12 protein-coding genes are annotated in these 16,185 nt (G+C 46.7%); 4 read left to right on the forward strand and 8 right to left on the reverse strand.

Annotated elements, in window-relative coordinates; all coding sequences use genetic code 11:
• Positions 1-105 precede the first annotated feature (105 nt).
• From QUA01_RS05150 to QUA01_RS05175, 6 genes are all read right to left on the reverse strand, one after another.
• Positions 106-2,223 carry a DNA-binding protein gene (locus QUA01_RS05150; RefSeq protein WP_333087282.1) on the reverse strand — a complete coding sequence of 706 codons (2,118 nt, stop codon included), beginning with the start codon at positions 2,221-2,223 and terminating at the stop codon, positions 106-108.
• A 170-nt stretch (positions 2,224-2,393) separates the two neighbouring features.
• Positions 2,394-4,145 carry an NACHT C-terminal helical domain 2-containing protein gene (locus QUA01_RS05155; RefSeq protein ID WP_333087283.1) on the reverse strand — a complete coding sequence of 584 codons (1,752 nt, stop codon included), beginning with the start codon at positions 4,143-4,145 and terminating at the stop codon, positions 2,394-2,396.
• Between the two features lie 563 nt (positions 4,146-4,708).
• Positions 4,709-5,401 carry a hypothetical protein gene (locus tag QUA01_RS05160; RefSeq protein WP_333087284.1) on the reverse strand — a complete coding sequence of 231 codons (693 nt, stop codon included), beginning with the start codon at positions 5,399-5,401 and terminating at the stop codon, positions 4,709-4,711.
• A gap of 151 nt (positions 5,402-5,552) precedes the next feature.
• Positions 5,553-6,224 (reverse strand): hypothetical protein, encoded by a 672-nt coding sequence (locus QUA01_RS05165; RefSeq protein ID WP_333087285.1) that lies wholly within the window; start codon positions 6,222-6,224, stop codon positions 5,553-5,555.
• 38 nt (positions 6,225-6,262) lie between these two features.
• Entirely contained in the window at positions 6,263-7,042 is a 780-nt protein-coding gene (locus tag QUA01_RS05170; RefSeq protein WP_333087286.1) for a PP2C family serine/threonine-protein phosphatase, read from the reverse strand.
• Positions 7,043-7,461: 419 nt separating this feature from the next.
• A complete protein-coding gene (locus tag QUA01_RS05175) occupies positions 7,462-8,124 on the reverse strand; it encodes a vWA domain-containing protein (protein WP_194009233.1) in 663 nt (220 codons plus the stop codon).
• 247 nt (positions 8,125-8,371) lie between these two features.
• Between QUA01_RS05175 and QUA01_RS05180 the strand changes: the two genes are divergently transcribed.
• Positions 8,372-8,974, forward strand: coding sequence for a Uma2 family endonuclease (locus QUA01_RS05180; protein WP_333087287.1), 603 nt, complete (start codon positions 8,372-8,374; stop codon positions 8,972-8,974).
• Between the two features lie 53 nt (positions 8,975-9,027).
• Positions 9,028-9,267: a DUF6737 family protein gene (locus QUA01_RS05185; protein ID WP_333087288.1), complete on the forward strand. Its 240-nt coding sequence runs from the start codon at positions 9,028-9,030 to the stop codon at positions 9,265-9,267.
• Positions 9,268-9,487: 220 nt separating this feature from the next.
• On the opposite strand, the gene carB is transcribed toward QUA01_RS05185, so the two are convergent.
• Positions 9,488-12,799 carry a carbamoyl-phosphate synthase large subunit gene (gene carB / locus QUA01_RS05190; protein ID WP_333087491.1) on the reverse strand — a complete coding sequence of 1,104 codons (3,312 nt, stop codon included), beginning with the start codon at positions 12,797-12,799 and terminating at the stop codon, positions 9,488-9,490.
• Between the two features lie 678 nt (positions 12,800-13,477).
• Here carB and QUA01_RS05195 point away from each other — a divergent pair.
• Together QUA01_RS05195 and mltA are read left to right on the forward strand one after the other, a co-directional pair.
• Positions 13,478-13,732, forward strand: a complete 255-nt coding sequence (locus QUA01_RS05195) for a hypothetical protein (protein ID WP_194009230.1) — start codon at positions 13,478-13,480, stop codon at positions 13,730-13,732.
• A 13-nt stretch (positions 13,733-13,745) separates the two neighbouring features.
• The gene (mltA, locus tag QUA01_RS05200; protein WP_333087289.1) at positions 13,746-14,948 is read left to right on the forward strand and encodes a murein transglycosylase A; all 1,203 of its coding nucleotides are present in this window, start codon (positions 13,746-13,748) and stop codon (positions 14,946-14,948) included.
• A gap of 862 nt (positions 14,949-15,810) precedes the next feature.
• Here the strand turns inward: mltA and QUA01_RS27320 are convergent.
• Complete coding sequence (locus QUA01_RS27320; RefSeq protein WP_442922019.1) at positions 15,811-16,002, reverse strand: hypothetical protein; 192 nt, start codon at positions 16,000-16,002, stop codon at positions 15,811-15,813.
• Positions 16,003-16,185: the final 183 nt, after the last annotated feature.

Genomic DNA, 16,185 nt, shown 5'->3' on the forward strand with positions numbered 1-16,185 from the left:
AACAGACGCCGAATGGCAGCTCATTCAACCACTAAATCGCGAACAACAGCGTACAAATCAAATTCTCCTTTCTGCGGTTGCAAATTTACATCGTTGCTTCTTCCTTCACCATTTTCCCAACGCCCCCCAAACAGCACCCGAAACCACACCCCAAATCGCCCCCAAACCAGCCCCCACGATCGCCCCCGCGACAGGCGCAAACTGCATCGGCACCCCAGCGCCCAAAGCCGGAAACATCGCAGACACCCCCGCCCCCAACACAGCACCCGCAAAAGTCCCCAAAAAACTGCCCCAAATCGCCCCCAAAGTTCCACCCCTCCAACCCGAAGGCTGAAACGACACCGGCAGCTTCGGCGAAAACCCGCAAACACCCAACAAACTACCAGAAACCACACCCCCAACAGCACCCACACCCGCCGCCACGATCGCCACAGCCAGCAACAAACTCGCAAACTCGTTCACCGGCCGCATCTGCCCGCTATATTGCTGCCAAACCACCAGGCCGGCCCCCAACAAAATACCAGCCACAGTACCCGCAAACGCTCCCCAAACCGCTCCTAAATACGCTCCCCGCCGGCCCCACGTCCTCCCCACAGGCATCGCCAGAGGAGGCTTGCAAACAGCCCAAACAAAGCCCCACACCATACCAACCCCCGCGCCGGACAAAATTCCCTGCCCGATCGCCGGATTTTCACTCATCACCCCAAACACCGCACCGCCGATCGCAGCCAAAAAGAAAGCCCCCCACAGAGTCCCCACCAAAACCCCTCCCCACTTCCGCCAAATCTGGTTCGGCGGCAAAGTAAAAATCCCCCAAATCATCCCAAAAAAACTTCCCCAAATCGAACCGACAAAAATCGCCCCCAAAATCGCGCCGCCGCCCTGGGCCACAGCCGAAAAAACCCCCGCCGCCGCCGCCAAACACAAAGTACCCCAAACACCGCCCCAACCAGCATCCCGAACAATGCGCTCCAACTTGCCCACCGGAGCCCTCGCCGCAGGAGTCCGACTCCGAGAAGACATCGGCATCGGTAACAGCGGCACTGCGTACTGGCCTAGTTGGCGCGGCAGCCCCGTTGAGGAGTATTGACGGCGCGGTGCGGTGTCCCTCACAGGCGCTGTGGGTTGGGGCTTTTTACGCTTGGTTTTGGCGGGCTGCAAGTGCAATCCGTTGTTGACTGCTTGTCGCGAAGGAAACGGATCGCGGCCTTTGAGGAGTTTTGCCCGATCGCACCAAGGACACCGACTCAAATGATTTCCGTATTTATGCTGAGAGTTTTTGCTGCAAGTAACTAAAGCATCTTCCGCTTCCCGAATCGCATTCACCCAAGTTTTCGCATCCGGGCGCGCCGCCGGATTGAGGTGTCCTTCCTCAAAACAGCGGATAAACATCTGTCGCAGCCTCGGCTGCAGCATATCGAAGGGCGGCGCTGCGGGCATCGGGCGGTAGGGTATCCGTTTGGTACCGTTGGGGAAATGGCCCGATCGAATTCTCGCTTCCAAAGGCGGCGGTTCATCGCTACCGAGATAAACCCCCGAAAACGGGTGCGTACCTTCCATCAGCAATTGAAAAATTAGCACCGCTAAACCGAACAAATCGTGCTCTGGGGCTCGATCAATATCCCGAAAAGTCTGTCCCTGCAATTCCGGCGGCGTAAACTCCGGCTTCCCCACGGGACACCGATAAACGTAACCCGTATAAGGATCGCGCACTTGAAACGAATCGGTGTCTACCAGCGTTACCAAAGCCGTATCCGTCACGAGAATGTTCGACTCGTTCACGTCGCCGATGACGTAACCCCTGACGTGGAGGGCGTTGACAGCCGAGGCGAGATTTCGGGCGGTGCGGTGGAGGTAAAGATAGCTAAATAGCGGTTTTTGTTCGCGCCTGGTTTTGGGAGTGTAGAAAGTGTGTATTGGCATCACTTTCTTGACGCGCGGCATCACAAAACCGACGATTTTTTCGCGCCCGCCGACAGTATGCAGCAAATCGACTGGCCAAGCTATTGAGGCGTGTCCCGGTTCGGCGATCGGCGCATCCGGCGGCATACTGAACATGACTGTGAGTTTGTCGCCGTCTTCGTCTGTCGGTTTGTGGTAGATTTTTGCTACTAGGGATGGATCTTGGGCGATCGGGTAGATGCGACCTTCACCGCCGCTGGCGATCGCGCTGTTGCTGTCGATCGCAATCAGTTGTCCGCTAAATTGGCGCTGCAACTGCATAGAATTCCGTTAGGGGATAGAGGATTAGTAGATTTTAGATTTTAGATTTTAGATTTTAGATTTGCGGTAGTGGTACAGAAGCGTCCTTGGATCCGGACTGAAGTCCGAACGATCGAACCAATTTTATTGTGGTTGTTCGTGGGAAGGGTGTCTCGCCCCTCCCATGCAAATTAGACGTGAATCAGCTTCAAATCCACGGACAATAACATCTTATCCTCAATTTTTTGTTTGACGGCGGGTGTCACCTGACAATTATCGGTGTTGAGGCATTCCACCAGCAAGTTGTAGGCGTAGTAATACTGTTTCAGCAAGGTTTTTTGTTGGGGGCGAAAATCTAAATTGTAGCCGATCGCGCTCTTAAATTTTGCCAGCCAACTTTTGCCGCACTCTTTCCGCCACTTTTTCCAATTTTGCAAATCTGGCATCTGATGCTGAAATTGTTGCAGCAGTTGTTTGAGTTCCGGTTCAATATTCAGCCCCAATATCCCCACCAATACACCAGTCAAATCCTCGTCAAATTCCAGTTTTCGCATCCCGATATTCTCCGCAAATTCCACATCTTGTCCCGCTTTTGCCAAACAATTTCGCAACTTGCAAAATTTCGATTTATCAAAATCGAGACTTGGTTCGAGGACGCGAGTCAAAGTCAAATCTAAGACACAAACCAAGGCTACATAAAAAGCCCGAATTTCCCCTTTATTCAAATTATTTCCCACTAACACCGACTTCTGATTAGCCCAGATTAGCAACTGCTGCAAGGTTTGATCTTTCGCTGCCATACTGTCAATTTTTTCTTGCATTAGCAGCACAAGTTCGTCAGCAGGTTGCAAAATGCCGGCGACTCTCAAAAATTCATTTTTCCACTTTTTGTCTGCAATGCGGCTGACAAATTCTGGTAGCGATTCCGGGTTGGCACTGTCAATCAGATATTCTGGTTGAGTGTCGGTTTCCTCTATTAGTTCGTCAACTGCAGTTTTGATAAAATTATCCACCAACCAGTCGCGGGTACGCGAGAAATTGCTGTCCAATTCCAAGTAATGACTGCCTAATTTTGCCTTAAAGTCTTTGGGGAAAATCTCTTTGGCGGCTAACAGATTTTTCCAGTGAGTTAGCTGGCTGCTGTTACGTTCGGGAAAGCGGTTGTACAGATAGTCGATCGCGATCGCCTCTAGAATCGCCGCACCCAGGATTTCCCGCCGCTTTAGTTCGTTCTCTGGCGCGCTTTCGGGGCGCTGAGTTAGGTCGATATGCTGGCTGAGAGTTGTTTCGATCGATCGTTCAATCAGCCATTTACCCGCACGGTAAAAATTGCGATCGAACTCCAAGTAAATCGCCCCAAACAATGCCTCAAAAGTCTGAGACAAAAAATTATTATACTCGCCATTGTCTGTTTCTTTCCAGTTACCGACAGGCCGACCAAATTCGCTCAATTTTAAATTTTGTGCTAATTCGGCAATTTTTTTTTGGTCTGCTAAACGACTTTTTAGCGTTGCTATATAATCGCAGTTCAGATCGGGATAGGTGCGGTACAGGTAGTCGGTAACAACAGCATCAAAAATCGCTCCGCCTAGGAGTGACAGCCGTTGCTGCTTCACCTCTTTCCCCGTTTGGCGATCGCACTTGTTGCCTAGCTGCCAGCGGCTAGTCAAGGCAATTTCCAGCAGTTCGGTTTGCCCGAAGTCCTGCAGGTCGATCGCTGCTTTGACTGCTTCAACATCTACCTTTTGAATTTTTATCTGCTTTAATTCTTTTTCACATTCATCCCATTTTTCCAACCAATCACTGCCTGCATCTTCCACGTACAAATCAACAAAATCTACCCCGCGATCCATCCAATCATCCTGCATTTTCCTCGCTGCTTCCAGTTCTTCCAAGACTTTTTGCAAGTTGCTTTCAACGGTGCTTGTACCTTGTACTGTCATAGTATTGATTTTGATGTAATTTGATTTTATTTCCAACAATTTCACTGCGATACAATCAAATCTCTATCTTTCTTAGGGTGCAAATTAGGAACCATACCGCTATTGATTGCTGCGGTAAATCTTCCCGTTGCTTAGCATTCGTATCGATAGCCTGTTGCCCTTCATGATGTCAACAATCGCTTAAAAACCTTTGTATTTTTCGTTTATACCCGAATCTCGATCCCCCTCAATCCCCCTTAAGTGGAGGACGCAATAAAAAACTCTTGTCCCCCCGATAGATTGGAGGGGCCAGGGCGATCCAAGGCCTAATAATCAAACAGCAGACCCATACTAAGTTTGACATTAAATTGACAGCTATGCCTGTGGCCGCAGTCTGGCAGAATACCCCTCCCGGAAACAGAAAATGGGAGGAAAAATCTTGGCGCAGTCTTCCCGGACAAGAGAAGCGAACTGAGGCTTAGATTTTGACCGTCTAGAGTTGTGGAATATATGAGGCAATTCAAAATTTCTTCTTCACCGAGTTTTTAGGAGTCGAACTATTCTCAGCAGCAGATTTGGTAGATTTACGGGAACTTCAGGTAACGACCTGGGGGCAAATTATCACTATTATATAATGCAATGTTAACTAACTGGTTCAGGAAATTTGCATCGTTTCTATCATAACTTAAAAATAATCCTCTGTCAATCCCCCAATCTTGAAGAGTCTGTTGCCATTTTTGATATTTTTGTTCGGAAAACTCATCAGAAAGAGTAGTGACTTGAATGCAGAGGGGCTGCTGTTGGCGGTTGCTAACGATCGAATCAGTTGCCATAGAAAGATCGGCAACATAGCGATACAAAAAACTGCCTTGGCGTTCCACAATCCGGGATGCGATCGCCCGAATCACTATATCGTCAGCCGGATCGAATTCACCAGCCTTGAGTTTTTGTTTCCAGATGTAAAATTTGCGATCGTTTTCGTTCAGCCATTTAGGAAATAAATAGCCGTACCAATACCTTTCTCCCGGAGTCATTAACTCAAACGCCGCTTGTTTTTCTATTTCCGAAGGTAGAGATTGAACCGCCAGCCAAACCTGAGAATCTCGGATAAGCTGCAGCAAAAAAGCCATCACAAATTTCTTAGCAGTTAGCGAACCGGGTTTAAGATCCTTTACCCAGCGATTGATTTCCTCCAATCTTCTCGCCAAACTCGGATCTATTCGATCTGCTGCGCTAATTAGGGAGTTGAGCTTATCCTTAATATCTTGTGCTTGCAAGTGACGACCTACTGTACAGATTAAACCAGAATTGTTTACACCTCGATTTTATTATAGAACAGCGCCAAATTTTCATATCTCGTTAGACATCTCGAACAATTGTTGTGGGGTAGGTATCCTGACAGCCCTTAACTTGATTTTTAGGAGATGTCTATTTAATAGTTGCTGCCGATTCCCGCAGGCGCAGGTACAATAAAATTCCAAAAACATTTATCAACGGCGCAACTAAAAAGAGAGCTGCTTTACCTGCGAGATTAGATGCTAGGGATATTCCTGTCGGATCAATTGATATGGGTATCAATACTCCTGGAATAAAATACACAAATGACACCAAGCAGCTCGATCGAAATAGCAACCACTCGCGTCCTTTAGTTAATTGCCAACTGCTGTTAAGACTGTCCACATCCGCGCAGTTGTCAATGACGGTAGCGCAAGGTGCAAATAGTAAGCGACAGGCTAAATAAACTCCTGGAATTATTAGTGCAAGGGAGGCTGCAAAAACCATCACCGCCGACTTACCAAAAACCAATATGAGGGGCAACAACCTCCTGTTTGCTTGTTGGAAAGCCTCGTTCACAGTTACTTGATTCCCTGTGAAACTTCTGTAAAGGTAGAAAATCAAGGCTCCCCTCACTAAAGGAATTAAAACACATAAGTAGATAATATTCAAAGCAACACTTGTTGAACCTAGTTTTCCTGAAAGTTTCAGCACGCTAAATATGAACAGGGGAGAGCCGATAATCAAGTGGGGAACGTATATAGTTCCCATACTAGCAAATGCTTCTCGTAACAAACTTCTGGCACTAATTAGTGGAGCAGTCATATTTTTTATCTGGCTTTTTTTAAGTAGATTTGAATATGTTAGACATCACCAGAAAGACTTGCTAACAATAATGTTAAGTCATCATCGGTGCGTTGGGAAACTCTGGGCGATCGCAAAAATGACTCTAACTGCTCTTTTGCATCCGACTCTTCCTTCGGTTCGCCCGAAAACCGAAACAACGGCGTAAAAAACGGCTTGTGGGGCGTACCTTCGGGGATTTTGAGAGCTAGCATTTGCAAGCCGTCGGAAAACACGGCCAAGTGCCGCAGCGGTTGCCGCATTACCTGAAATTGCGCTGTTTCGATCGCATTTGGCGAAACCAAAAAGATGGTTTCGTTGATATATTCGCCGCAAGGGGGTACAGTAAGGGCGATCGCATTTCCCTCACTATCGCCCGCAACCGCAGCACCATCACCAATTTGAGCAACTGCGATTAATTCCGGTGTCGCCACAACCGCAATTAAAGTGCAAGCCAAATCCCTCGCCGGCACTTCCCGCACAGCCGCTTCTGCTTCCACCTGCGCCCGCGCGACTTGCAGAGAAGCTGTCAAAAATACCTGCCATTCGCCGTCATTCTCAGGCTGCAAATCCTGTTGACAAATCATTTCGACAACCGCTTCTACAGCAATTTTTGCCCCAACTTCTGCCAGTGCAGCCGAGCCCGCGCCGTCAGCAACTGCTGCTACCAAAACACCGTTGGCCAAGACGCGCCAGCAGTGGGCATCTTGACAGGGCTGCGATCGTTTTTCGTGGCTAGTACCCGTCACGGATGCCGCTACAACTTGCCAATTACTCAATAGTTCAGATTCGTTAGTCATCAGTCATTAGTTATTAGTCTGTGGTCATTAGTCAACAGTCATTAGTCAACAGTTATTGGTTATTGGTTGTTAGTTGTGGGTTTTGGTTGTTAGTTGTGGGTTTTGGTTGTTGGTTATTGGTTATTAGTTGTTAGTTGTGGGTTATTGGTTATTGGCTATGAGAATCAAGCAGCAATTTAGATTGAACTATTCCATAAAAGAATCAAAAAAAATCCTGAGTTCGGATCTCTGCTTTACAATCTGTCTCATCAATTATTAGTTTGTGTTCATTTTGTAGAGAGATTCCTTAAGAATCTATTACTATTATTAACTAATGAGCCCTAACAACTAACAATCAACAACTAACAACTAACAATCAACAACTAACAACTAACAACCAACAACCAACAACCAACAACTAACAAATAACAACTAACTAACTAAACAGTTCCCCATCCGGGCGGCGGCAGTGCTACTTGTTCGTCAATTTTTGAGTGAGAAACTCTCTGCATACTAGCCGACAGCCAAATGAACATCTCTCGAAAGTCTAATCCTTTCAATTTTACAGGAGTGCGATCGACAATTTCTGCGAGACGGGAGATATTAGCACCTTCAACTCCGACAGCAAAAAATGCCACGCGCTTGTTCGTTTCTTCCTCTTTAATTCGCTGTGCTGCTATTTCCACAACATCATCTGATTCGCCTTGAGGTTCGCCGTCGGTAATCATAAATACCCACGGGCGGTAGTAAGTGATGCCGTTGTTGCGGTATTCGGATTTGCGGGCGGCAATGGTATCTAGTGCGAGCTGAATGCCCGCGCCCATGTGGGTTTGTCCTTGGGCTGTCAGCAGCGGTGTCTCGAACTGGTCGGCGGTCACGAAGTCTTGCACGACTTTGATATTATTGTCAAAGGAAATAATCGCGACTTCAACTCGCTTTTTAGCTAGTTCGTCTTTAATTAGGTCATTCCTAAAAACTTCCAGCCCCTCATTCAAGGCATCTATGGCTGCGCCTTGCATGGAGCCGGAGGTGTCCAGCAGCAAAACGCAGGGACAGCGCGGCTCTGGGTTTTCGGCAAATTCAACAGCTTCGTCTAGTCTCATGGTTCGGGGTTGACCTTGGAGTGGCTTGATTTCTAGGTTTGTTACTTTCTACCCTAGCCAGTAGGTGACATATTTAACTCAATCTGCCGGCTGGCGATCGTATTTTACCATTTACCTGAATCGATTTGAGATTTTTGATTGTATATTTTTGATTGTATAATTAGATATCTGCGGTCAAAAAAACAAATTCATTCCTGCCTGTGGTAATGTAGACTAATAGTATTACTGCAAAATAAGGATAAATCTTATGATTGCAACAGTCACGAAAAAATTAACCTTTGACCAATTCCTTGTAGAATGTCCAGAAGATGGGCGCTATGAACTGGTAAATGGAGAAATTGTAGAGATGAATTCCACCAGAAATCATGATGATGTTGCTAATGTCTTGTTATTTGACTTCAACGATGAAATTCGGCGATTGAATTTGAATTATGTTGTCAACAATACAGCCGTTATCAGAACTGTAAGTAAAGCCGGCGTTGAACAAGGGCGGAGACCGGATGTCAGCGTCATCGATCGCGATTTATGGCGCTCGAACCGTTCGGCTTATGCTGCGTTGCGGGAACCAATTCAATTGGCGGTGGAGGTAACATCAACAAATTGGGATGACGATTATATCGACAAACTGGACGAGTACCAGCGCCTCGGAATTCCTGAGTATTGGATTGTCGATTACTTAGCAATTGGTAGTAGGGAATTTCTGGGAAATCCCAAAGTTCCAACTATATTTGTCCATCTTTTGGATGCAGAGGGCAACTATCAAAGAAGTGCGTTCAAAGGCAGCGAACGAATTGTATCGCGGACTTTTCCTGAATTAACGCTGACAGCAGAAGAGGTGATGAACGTTTAAATTTGTTTTCTCTAGATAGCCCGATCGCCAATCTATACAAAATTACTGAAAATATGAAATCTGTTTCTGAAAAAAAAGCTATTAGTGCTTGGGACTACAAACCTTGGTGGTGTCAGCCTTGGTCAATTCTTTTGACTGGCACGAGTCTGATTGGCGGTAGTTGGTTTGTGTTAAAAACTGTTTGGATAACTGTTGTAGTCGCGATTCCTTTATTGGCTTGGATGGGGTTTTTCTTGTTGGTTTGGCCGAAGTTGATGGTGTCTAGCGGTGCTTTAGATTCTCATTCAGATTAGGTTTTGGTGGTGCGCTGTTTGTGGGTGCGCCATAAGTATCCTAGGTTTATAGCAAAGTCTCGATCCCCCTAAATCCCCCTTAAAAAGGGGGACTTTGAAAAGTGGACGGTTTCGCCCTTAACAAAAGGGGCTTTGACGCTCTTGTCCCCCCCTTGTTAAGGGGGGCTAGGGGGGATCGATAGCCTAACGATCGAAGAGTGTTTCGCGCCCTACAATAACTCTACGCTTGCGGGTAATAGTCTTGAATTGCTTTCACTTTCATCGGGTTGGATTTGAGCGATCGAATTCCCGCTGCTGTGGCTTTGGCACCGGCGATTGTGGTAATAATCGGGATTTTGTAACTCAAAGCTGTGCGGCGGATAAAGGTTCCGTCGGCGCGGGATTCTTCGCCGGAAGGTGTGGTGATAATTAGTTGGATTTTTTCATTCTTGATCGAATCCAACAAATTTGGCCGCCCTTCGTGCAGTTTCAATTCCAAATATACATCTAAACCTTGCTCTCGCAAAACTTTGCGCGTTCCGTGAGTTGCTACTACTTTGAAACCTAATTCTAAGAATTCCTTCACAACCGGTACAACTGCTAGTTTATCGCGATCGCGCATGGAAACTAGCACGACTCCGAATAACGGCATCACTTGTCCCGCACCGAGTTGAGCTTTGGCATATGCTTTGCCAAAATCTGTGTCAATCCCCATGACTTCGCCAGTCGATCGCATTTCTGGCCCTAACAAAGTATCAGTTCCCGGAAACTTAGCAAACGGTAGCACCGCCTCTTTCACAGAAACGTGAATTGGTACGATCTCTTTAGTAAAACCTAAAGCTTCTAGAGTTTGGCCGGACATGACTCGCGATGCGATTTTTGCTAGGGGAACTCCGATCGCTTTTGACACAAAAGGTACTGTGCGAGAAGCCCGTGGATTAGCTTCTAAAATGAAAACTTCTTCGCCTTGGACAGCAAATTGAATGTTCATCAACCCGATCACTTTCAGGGCTTTTGCTAGTTCCACTGTCTGGCGGCGAATTGTTTCTACCGCTTTCTCAGAAAGGGTTTGGTAAGGGATGGAACAAGCCGAGTCGCCGGAGTGGATTCCCGCTTCTTCGATGTGTTCCATAATACCGCCGATCGTCACATTGCCGGTCGTATCGGCGATCGCATCTACATCGACCTCGATCGCATTTTCCAAGAACTTGTCAATTAAAATCGGATGCTCCGGTTCTACCAGCACCGCGTAAGTCATGTAACGTTCCAATTCCGTATCGGAATAAACAATTTCCATTGCTCGCCCGCCCAACACGTAACTCGGCCGCACCACCACCGGATAACCGATGCGTTGAGCGACGATTAAAGCATCCTCAAAACTGCGCGCCAAACCGTTAGCGGCTTGCTGAATATCCAACTGTCGCAGAATTTTTTCAAATCGCTCCCTATCTTCAGCGGTATCGATGGAATCCGGCGAAGTTCCCCAGATTTTTGTTTGTACGTCGGGATGATTTTCGAGAGCTTTTTGTAAAGGAATCGCCAATTTTAACGGCGTTTGTCCGCCAAATTGAATGATTACTCCTTCGGGATTTTCCGCCTCAATAATATTAAGAACATCCTCTTTAGTTAGCGGTTCAAAATACAGGCGATCGCTCGTATCGTAATCTGTAGAAACTGTCTCAGGGTTCGAGTTGACCATAATTGTCTCAAACCCGTCCTCGCCTAAGGAATAAGCAGCGTGACAGCAACAGTAATCAAACTCAATTCCCTGTCCGATGCGGTTCGGCCCGCCGCCTAAAATCATCACTTTGCGCTTAGTAGAAGGCAAAACTTCCGACTCCGGTGCGAGACTGTGACCGACAGGCGAAATTTTCTTTTCTTCATCGCCCTGTTCCCAAATTGCCGCTCCTGCTTCGTAGGTGGAATAGTAATAAGGTGTGAATGCTTCAAATTCAGCGGCGCAGGTATCGACTGTTTTGTAAATCGGCACTACGCCCAATTCTTTGCGGTAGGCGCGGACTTGATCTTCCGATGTTTTGGTGGCGTAAGCAATTTGGCGATCGCTAAATCCCAACTGCTTTACTTCAAACATTGTCTCTTTTGTCAACTGCTTGAGCGTTGTTCGTTTCAAGAACTTCTCTGCTTCCAACAATTCCTGCATTTTATCCAAAAACCAGGGATCGATTGCTGTGAGTTCAAAGATATCTTCCACCGACATTCCCATCATCATCGCATGGCGAACTGTAAAAATGCGATCGGGATTTGGTGTCCGCAATCCGGCGCGAATTTGTTCCAAACTCGGCAATTTTTCCGGTTTGTCGCACCCGAAGCCTGCGCGGCCGGTTTCTAATCCCCGCAGCGCTTTTTGGAAAGATTCGTTGAAGCTGCGCCCGATCGCCATTACCTCTCCCACTGACTTCATTTGCGTTGTCAGAGTCGGTTCCGAACCGGGGAATTTTTCAAAAGCAAATCGGGGAATTTTTGTTACTACGTAGTCAATTGTCGGCTCAAAAGACGCGGGAGTTTTCTTGGTGATATCGTTGGAAATTTCGTCTAGGGTGTAACCTACGGCTAATTTTGCCGCCATTTTGGCGATCGGGAAACCGGTGGCTTTTGAGGCCAAGGCGGAGGAACGGGAAACCCTGGGGTTCATTTCAATGACGATGAAATCTCCGTTGACTGGATTGACGGCAAATTGAATGTTAGAACCGCCTGTTTCAACTCCGATTTCGCGGATAATTTTAATCGAAGCATCCCGTAGGCGCTGATATTCTTTGTCGGTGAGAGTTTGAGCCGGTGCGACGGTGATTGAATCGCCAGTGTGAACGCCCATCGGATCGAGATTTTCGATCGAGCAAATAATCACTACATTATCTGCCAAATCCCGCATCACTTCCAGTTCGTACTCTTTCCAACCGATCAAAGATTGTTCGATCAAAATTTGCGACACCGGACTCGCATCAATACCACCTTGGGCCATTTCTTCAAACTCTTCTTGATTGTAAGAAATGCCGCCTCCCGTGCCGCCCATTGTAAAAGCCGGACGGATAATTAACGGATAACTGCCGATTTGGTGACCGATTGCTTTGGCTTCATCGAGATTGTTGGCAATTCCCGAAGGACAAACTGCGACACCGATTCGCGCCATCGCTTCCTTAAATAACAGCCTGTCTTCTGCCATTTCAATCGCTGGCAATTTAGCACCAATTAACTCGACGTTGTATTTTTCCAAAACGCCATTTTTAGCGACAGCAACGGCTAAATTCAGTGCCGTTTGACCGCCCATTGTCGGTAAAATTGCTTGGGGTCTTTCTTGGGCGATGATTTGTTCGAGGATGGCTGGGGTTAGAGGTTCGATGTAAATGCGATCGGCCGTTTCGGGATCGGTCATAATTGTGGCCGGGTTGGAATTCACCAACACTACTTCATAACCTTCTTCTCGCAAAGCTTTGCAAGCTTGCGTCCCCGAATAGTCAAATTCGCACGCTTGGCCAATGACAATTGGGCCGGAACCAATGAGAAGAATCTTTTTTAAGTCTTGGCGACGGGGCATAGGTTCGTAATTGGTAATTGGACGAGATTGAGGATACATTTGATATTTTGCATCACTCTTAGAAACAGGCTTTTTGAGCTGTTCCACCAAAAGCTTACTCAAAACAGCGCAAGTTTTGTTGTTAATTTGAAATTGTGCACCATTATCAGCATTTTGGAAGCGGAACCTCGCGACTGTGGTTGGCAGATACTGCCAGCTAAGGAGAAATATTGATGGGAAAATGGTGCAGTCGATCGCTAAATCCAGACTATTTTAAGTGTTGCGGTCGAATCGTGTTCTAAAATACACAATCGGTTTCTGGTGCGAGATCGATCGCGCGAGTTGCGCCAGCAGGGCTAGTCAGAAACCAGGTTTCGGTGTGCAATGCGTCCTGAATTATTAAATTTTGCTGACACCTTAATCGGCGCAGCCTACAAATTTCACCGATGCTAGTAGGGTGTGCGGGCGCACCGCTATCACTCTCCGGGTACACAGTCAATCGGTATGCGGGCGCACCCTACCAGTTGGCCATCTCTCTAGCCTCGGCCGCGACTTGTACCGCGCAACCGAAGGCAGGAAGCCGCCGCCAGCCGTCTCCTCTGGCTCCATCGAATCTGCTTAGATCGGGGAATGCGCCGAGTAAGAGGTAAAATATAAAATCGTTCCCAAAGCTTGAAATCTAAAATCTCAAACACAGATATGCCTAGAACTCCTAGCGAATATTCAGTGCACCTGCTGCTTGAGGGCGGCCACCGCGAAGAAATCCGTTTTGCAACCCTGCAAGATTTTCAACAGTGGTATAAAACTCTGGTTCCCAAACAAGATTCGTCAGAATTTGTTAATGTCCCGATCAAAAATATTCAAGGCGAATACATGGTAATTCGGCCTAGCAGCATTCTCGGAATTCGGGTAGAACCGCTATTTAGTTCTAGTATCGAACGATACGAGGAATAAGCAAAATTATTAAATGATTGGGGAAAATTGGAAATTGATCAAGATTGTTCGCTATCAATTATTGACGATCGCGTGTTGTATTTTGGCGATCGCTTTTTCGGTGCCCGCCGTTGCAGTTCCGTCGCTGCAACCAGTTAGTATAAATCAATTGCAGGCGACCGAGTTGGAGTCGATCGGGCTTGACGCTCAAATCTGGGGCGAAAATGGCCAACCGGGCGATCGCCAATTGCTGTTAAAGTCGATCGACAACAGCCTCCGCTATCTCAATACATCAGCCGCTGCAAGTGCTTACAGCCGCTATCCAGTCGCAGGAATTACGCGCGATCGAGTCCGCCGTTCCCTCGATCGGTTCCGCCAATTAGTAGTCAGTTCCACTACACCTGCACAACTCCAAGAATCTGTCAAGCGAGAATTTGTTTTTTACAAATCGATCGGCAAAGACGGCAAAGGAACAGTGGCATTTACAGGTTATTTCGAACCGACTTATGCAGCATCTCGCACGCCTAATTCCGAATACCGTTATCCCCTGTACCGAGTGCCGCGAAACCTCGGTTCTTGGTCGAAACCTCACCCGACTAGATTGGAATTGGAAGGTGCAGATGCTTTGCAGGGAAGCAAAGGATTGCTGCGGGGATTAGAATTAGTTTGGTTGCGCGATCGATTCCAAGCATTTCTCGTGCAAGTCCAAGGTTCAGCAAGATTGCAGCTAGCAGAAGGCGGCGAGATGACAGTCGGTTTCGCAGGTAAAACCAGTCGCAATTATACAGGAGTAGGGCGAGAATTAGTTAAGGACGGCAAGTTTACTTTAGAGGAGTTAACATTGCCGAAACTAACCGCATATTTCACCAGTTTTCCGGCAGAGATGGACAAGTATTTGCCGAAAAATCAAAGCTTTGTGTTCTTCCGGGACACTAACGGAGCACTGCCGACGGGCAGCATCGGAGTGCCGGTAACTGCCGAAAGGTCGATCGCCACAGATAAAGCTTTAATGCCCCCCGGCGCGCTAGCATTAATTAGCACCAAATTGCCTTATCCCAATGCGGCGGGAAAACTCGAACAAAATGCCGTGAATCGGTATGTTTTGGATCAGGATACCGGCGGTGCAATTAAAGGCGCGGGGAGAGTTGATGTATTTATGGGAACCGGAAATTTGGCGGGCGATCGCGCGGGTTATATCAACTCAACAGGAGAACTGTACTATCCGCTTTTAAAGTAGATTGATAGTGTTTTGCTGTGTCGGGGCGATCGTTCCTCCCGATGCTAACAAAAAACCCGGTTTCTGACTGCGCCGCGCGAGGCAAAAACCCAAGAAACCGGGTTTTTCACGAGTTTTTCTGGCTGTCACGAATCTTGATTGCTCGTTATATCAAATCCGTCAGCATTGGAATAGTAAATTCACTGTTGACGGTTGACGGTTGACTGTTGACTGTTAACAGTTAACATCATGAGGAGTGCAACCGGAATTTATATTACCAGACTCTGCCTGGTAATGCAGAGCCATAGGCTTTACCTCCTTCTATCTCGCCACTTACACGAGAGAGGAGTGTAGGAAGTGGTTAAGTTATTAAGTTTTAGATCCTCAAACAGTCACGGACTTTTCTGTAAATACGTCACTTTATTATTTTCATCAATGCGTATGTATTGTAACCGTTGAAGTTCCACGATAATTCTTTCTTGTTCAACCTCAGAAATACCACCTTGAAACTGAAACATAGCATCGATCGCATTCTGAAGGGTACTTCTTCTGGTTGGCTTTAACTTGATACAGCACTTTGCGTGACTAAGAGGTACAGTAACAGCAGTGAGCAAAATAATTTTCGATTTGCTCGACGGGAACATAATTTCGCTCCCAATTCCAAGAGTTTTTCCACAATCTGTACACTTCGAGGTACAAATCTCCTGAGCCATGCCTTTAATTCCCACCATAAATGTTCGATTGGGTTAAATTCCGGTGAGTTGGCGTGATAAATACACCACACTTGCTCCTACTGCTTCGATCATTTCTTCTACCCCCTCTACCTTATGTACCTTCAAATTATCCATGACTAATACCGCTCCTTTCCATAATTTGGAAGTTGTTATTGCACAAATTTCTTGAACTTCTCTCCATTCAGAGATTTTTCCATTGTCTTCAGGGCGATTACCTTCTTATTGCTTATTGCACCAACTACTGTCACCCTACTTTCTCTATAAAATGGCTTAATATCATAGCTTCTTTCTCCCTTTTTACTTCTATCTCTGGGCCTCATTATCCCAAGCAATACGCCCATTTTGTCCAAAAATATCAGATTTTATGGTTCGACATCTCGGATTTTTTTCCAATATTCTATGCGCTTCTTTTGATTAATTTCTTTATGGGCTTGACTGCTCCGTAGTGTTTTTTTTCAAAGTGAGTTCCTGCTTTTTGAGGAGTCGGCACATGGCACTCTCGCTCAACCATACTCCTGTTTTTT

This window comes from Microcoleus sp. S36a_B3 (assembly GCF_036700745.1).
Taxonomy (GTDB): domain Bacteria; phylum Cyanobacteriota; class Cyanobacteriia; order Cyanobacteriales; family Microcoleaceae; genus Microcoleus.

Coding starts and splice junctions, on each gene's coding strand:
- carB (WP_333087491.1), bottom strand. CDS start 12,799: ATGCCCCGTCGCCAAGACTTAAAAAAGATTCTTCTCATTGGTTCCGGC.
- mltA (WP_333087289.1), top strand. CDS start 13,746: ATGATTGGGGAAAATTGGAAATTGATCAAGATTGTTCGCTATCAATTA.
- QUA01_RS05175 (WP_194009233.1), bottom strand. CDS start 8,124: ATGAGACTAGACGAAGCTGTTGAATTTGCCGAAAACCCAGAGCCGCGC.
- QUA01_RS05180 (WP_333087287.1), top strand. CDS start 8,372: ATGATTGCAACAGTCACGAAAAAATTAACCTTTGACCAATTCCTTGTA.
- QUA01_RS05150 (WP_333087282.1), bottom strand. CDS start 2,223: ATGCAGTTGCAGCGCCAATTTAGCGGACAACTGATTGCGATCGACAGC.
- QUA01_RS05185 (WP_333087288.1), top strand. CDS start 9,028: ATGAAATCTGTTTCTGAAAAAAAAGCTATTAGTGCTTGGGACTACAAA.
- QUA01_RS05165 (WP_333087285.1), bottom strand. CDS start 6,224: ATGACTGCTCCACTAATTAGTGCCAGAAGTTTGTTACGAGAAGCATTT.
- QUA01_RS05170 (WP_333087286.1), bottom strand. CDS start 7,042: ATGACTAACGAATCTGAACTATTGAGTAATTGGCAAGTTGTAGCGGCA.
- QUA01_RS05195 (WP_194009230.1), top strand. CDS start 13,478: ATGCCTAGAACTCCTAGCGAATATTCAGTGCACCTGCTGCTTGAGGGC.
- QUA01_RS27320 (WP_442922019.1), bottom strand. CDS start 16,002: ATGGGCGTATTGCTTGGGATAATGAGGCCCAGAGATAGAAGTAAAAAG.
- QUA01_RS05155 (WP_333087283.1), bottom strand. CDS start 4,145: ATGACAGTACAAGGTACAAGCACCGTTGAAAGCAACTTGCAAAAAGTC.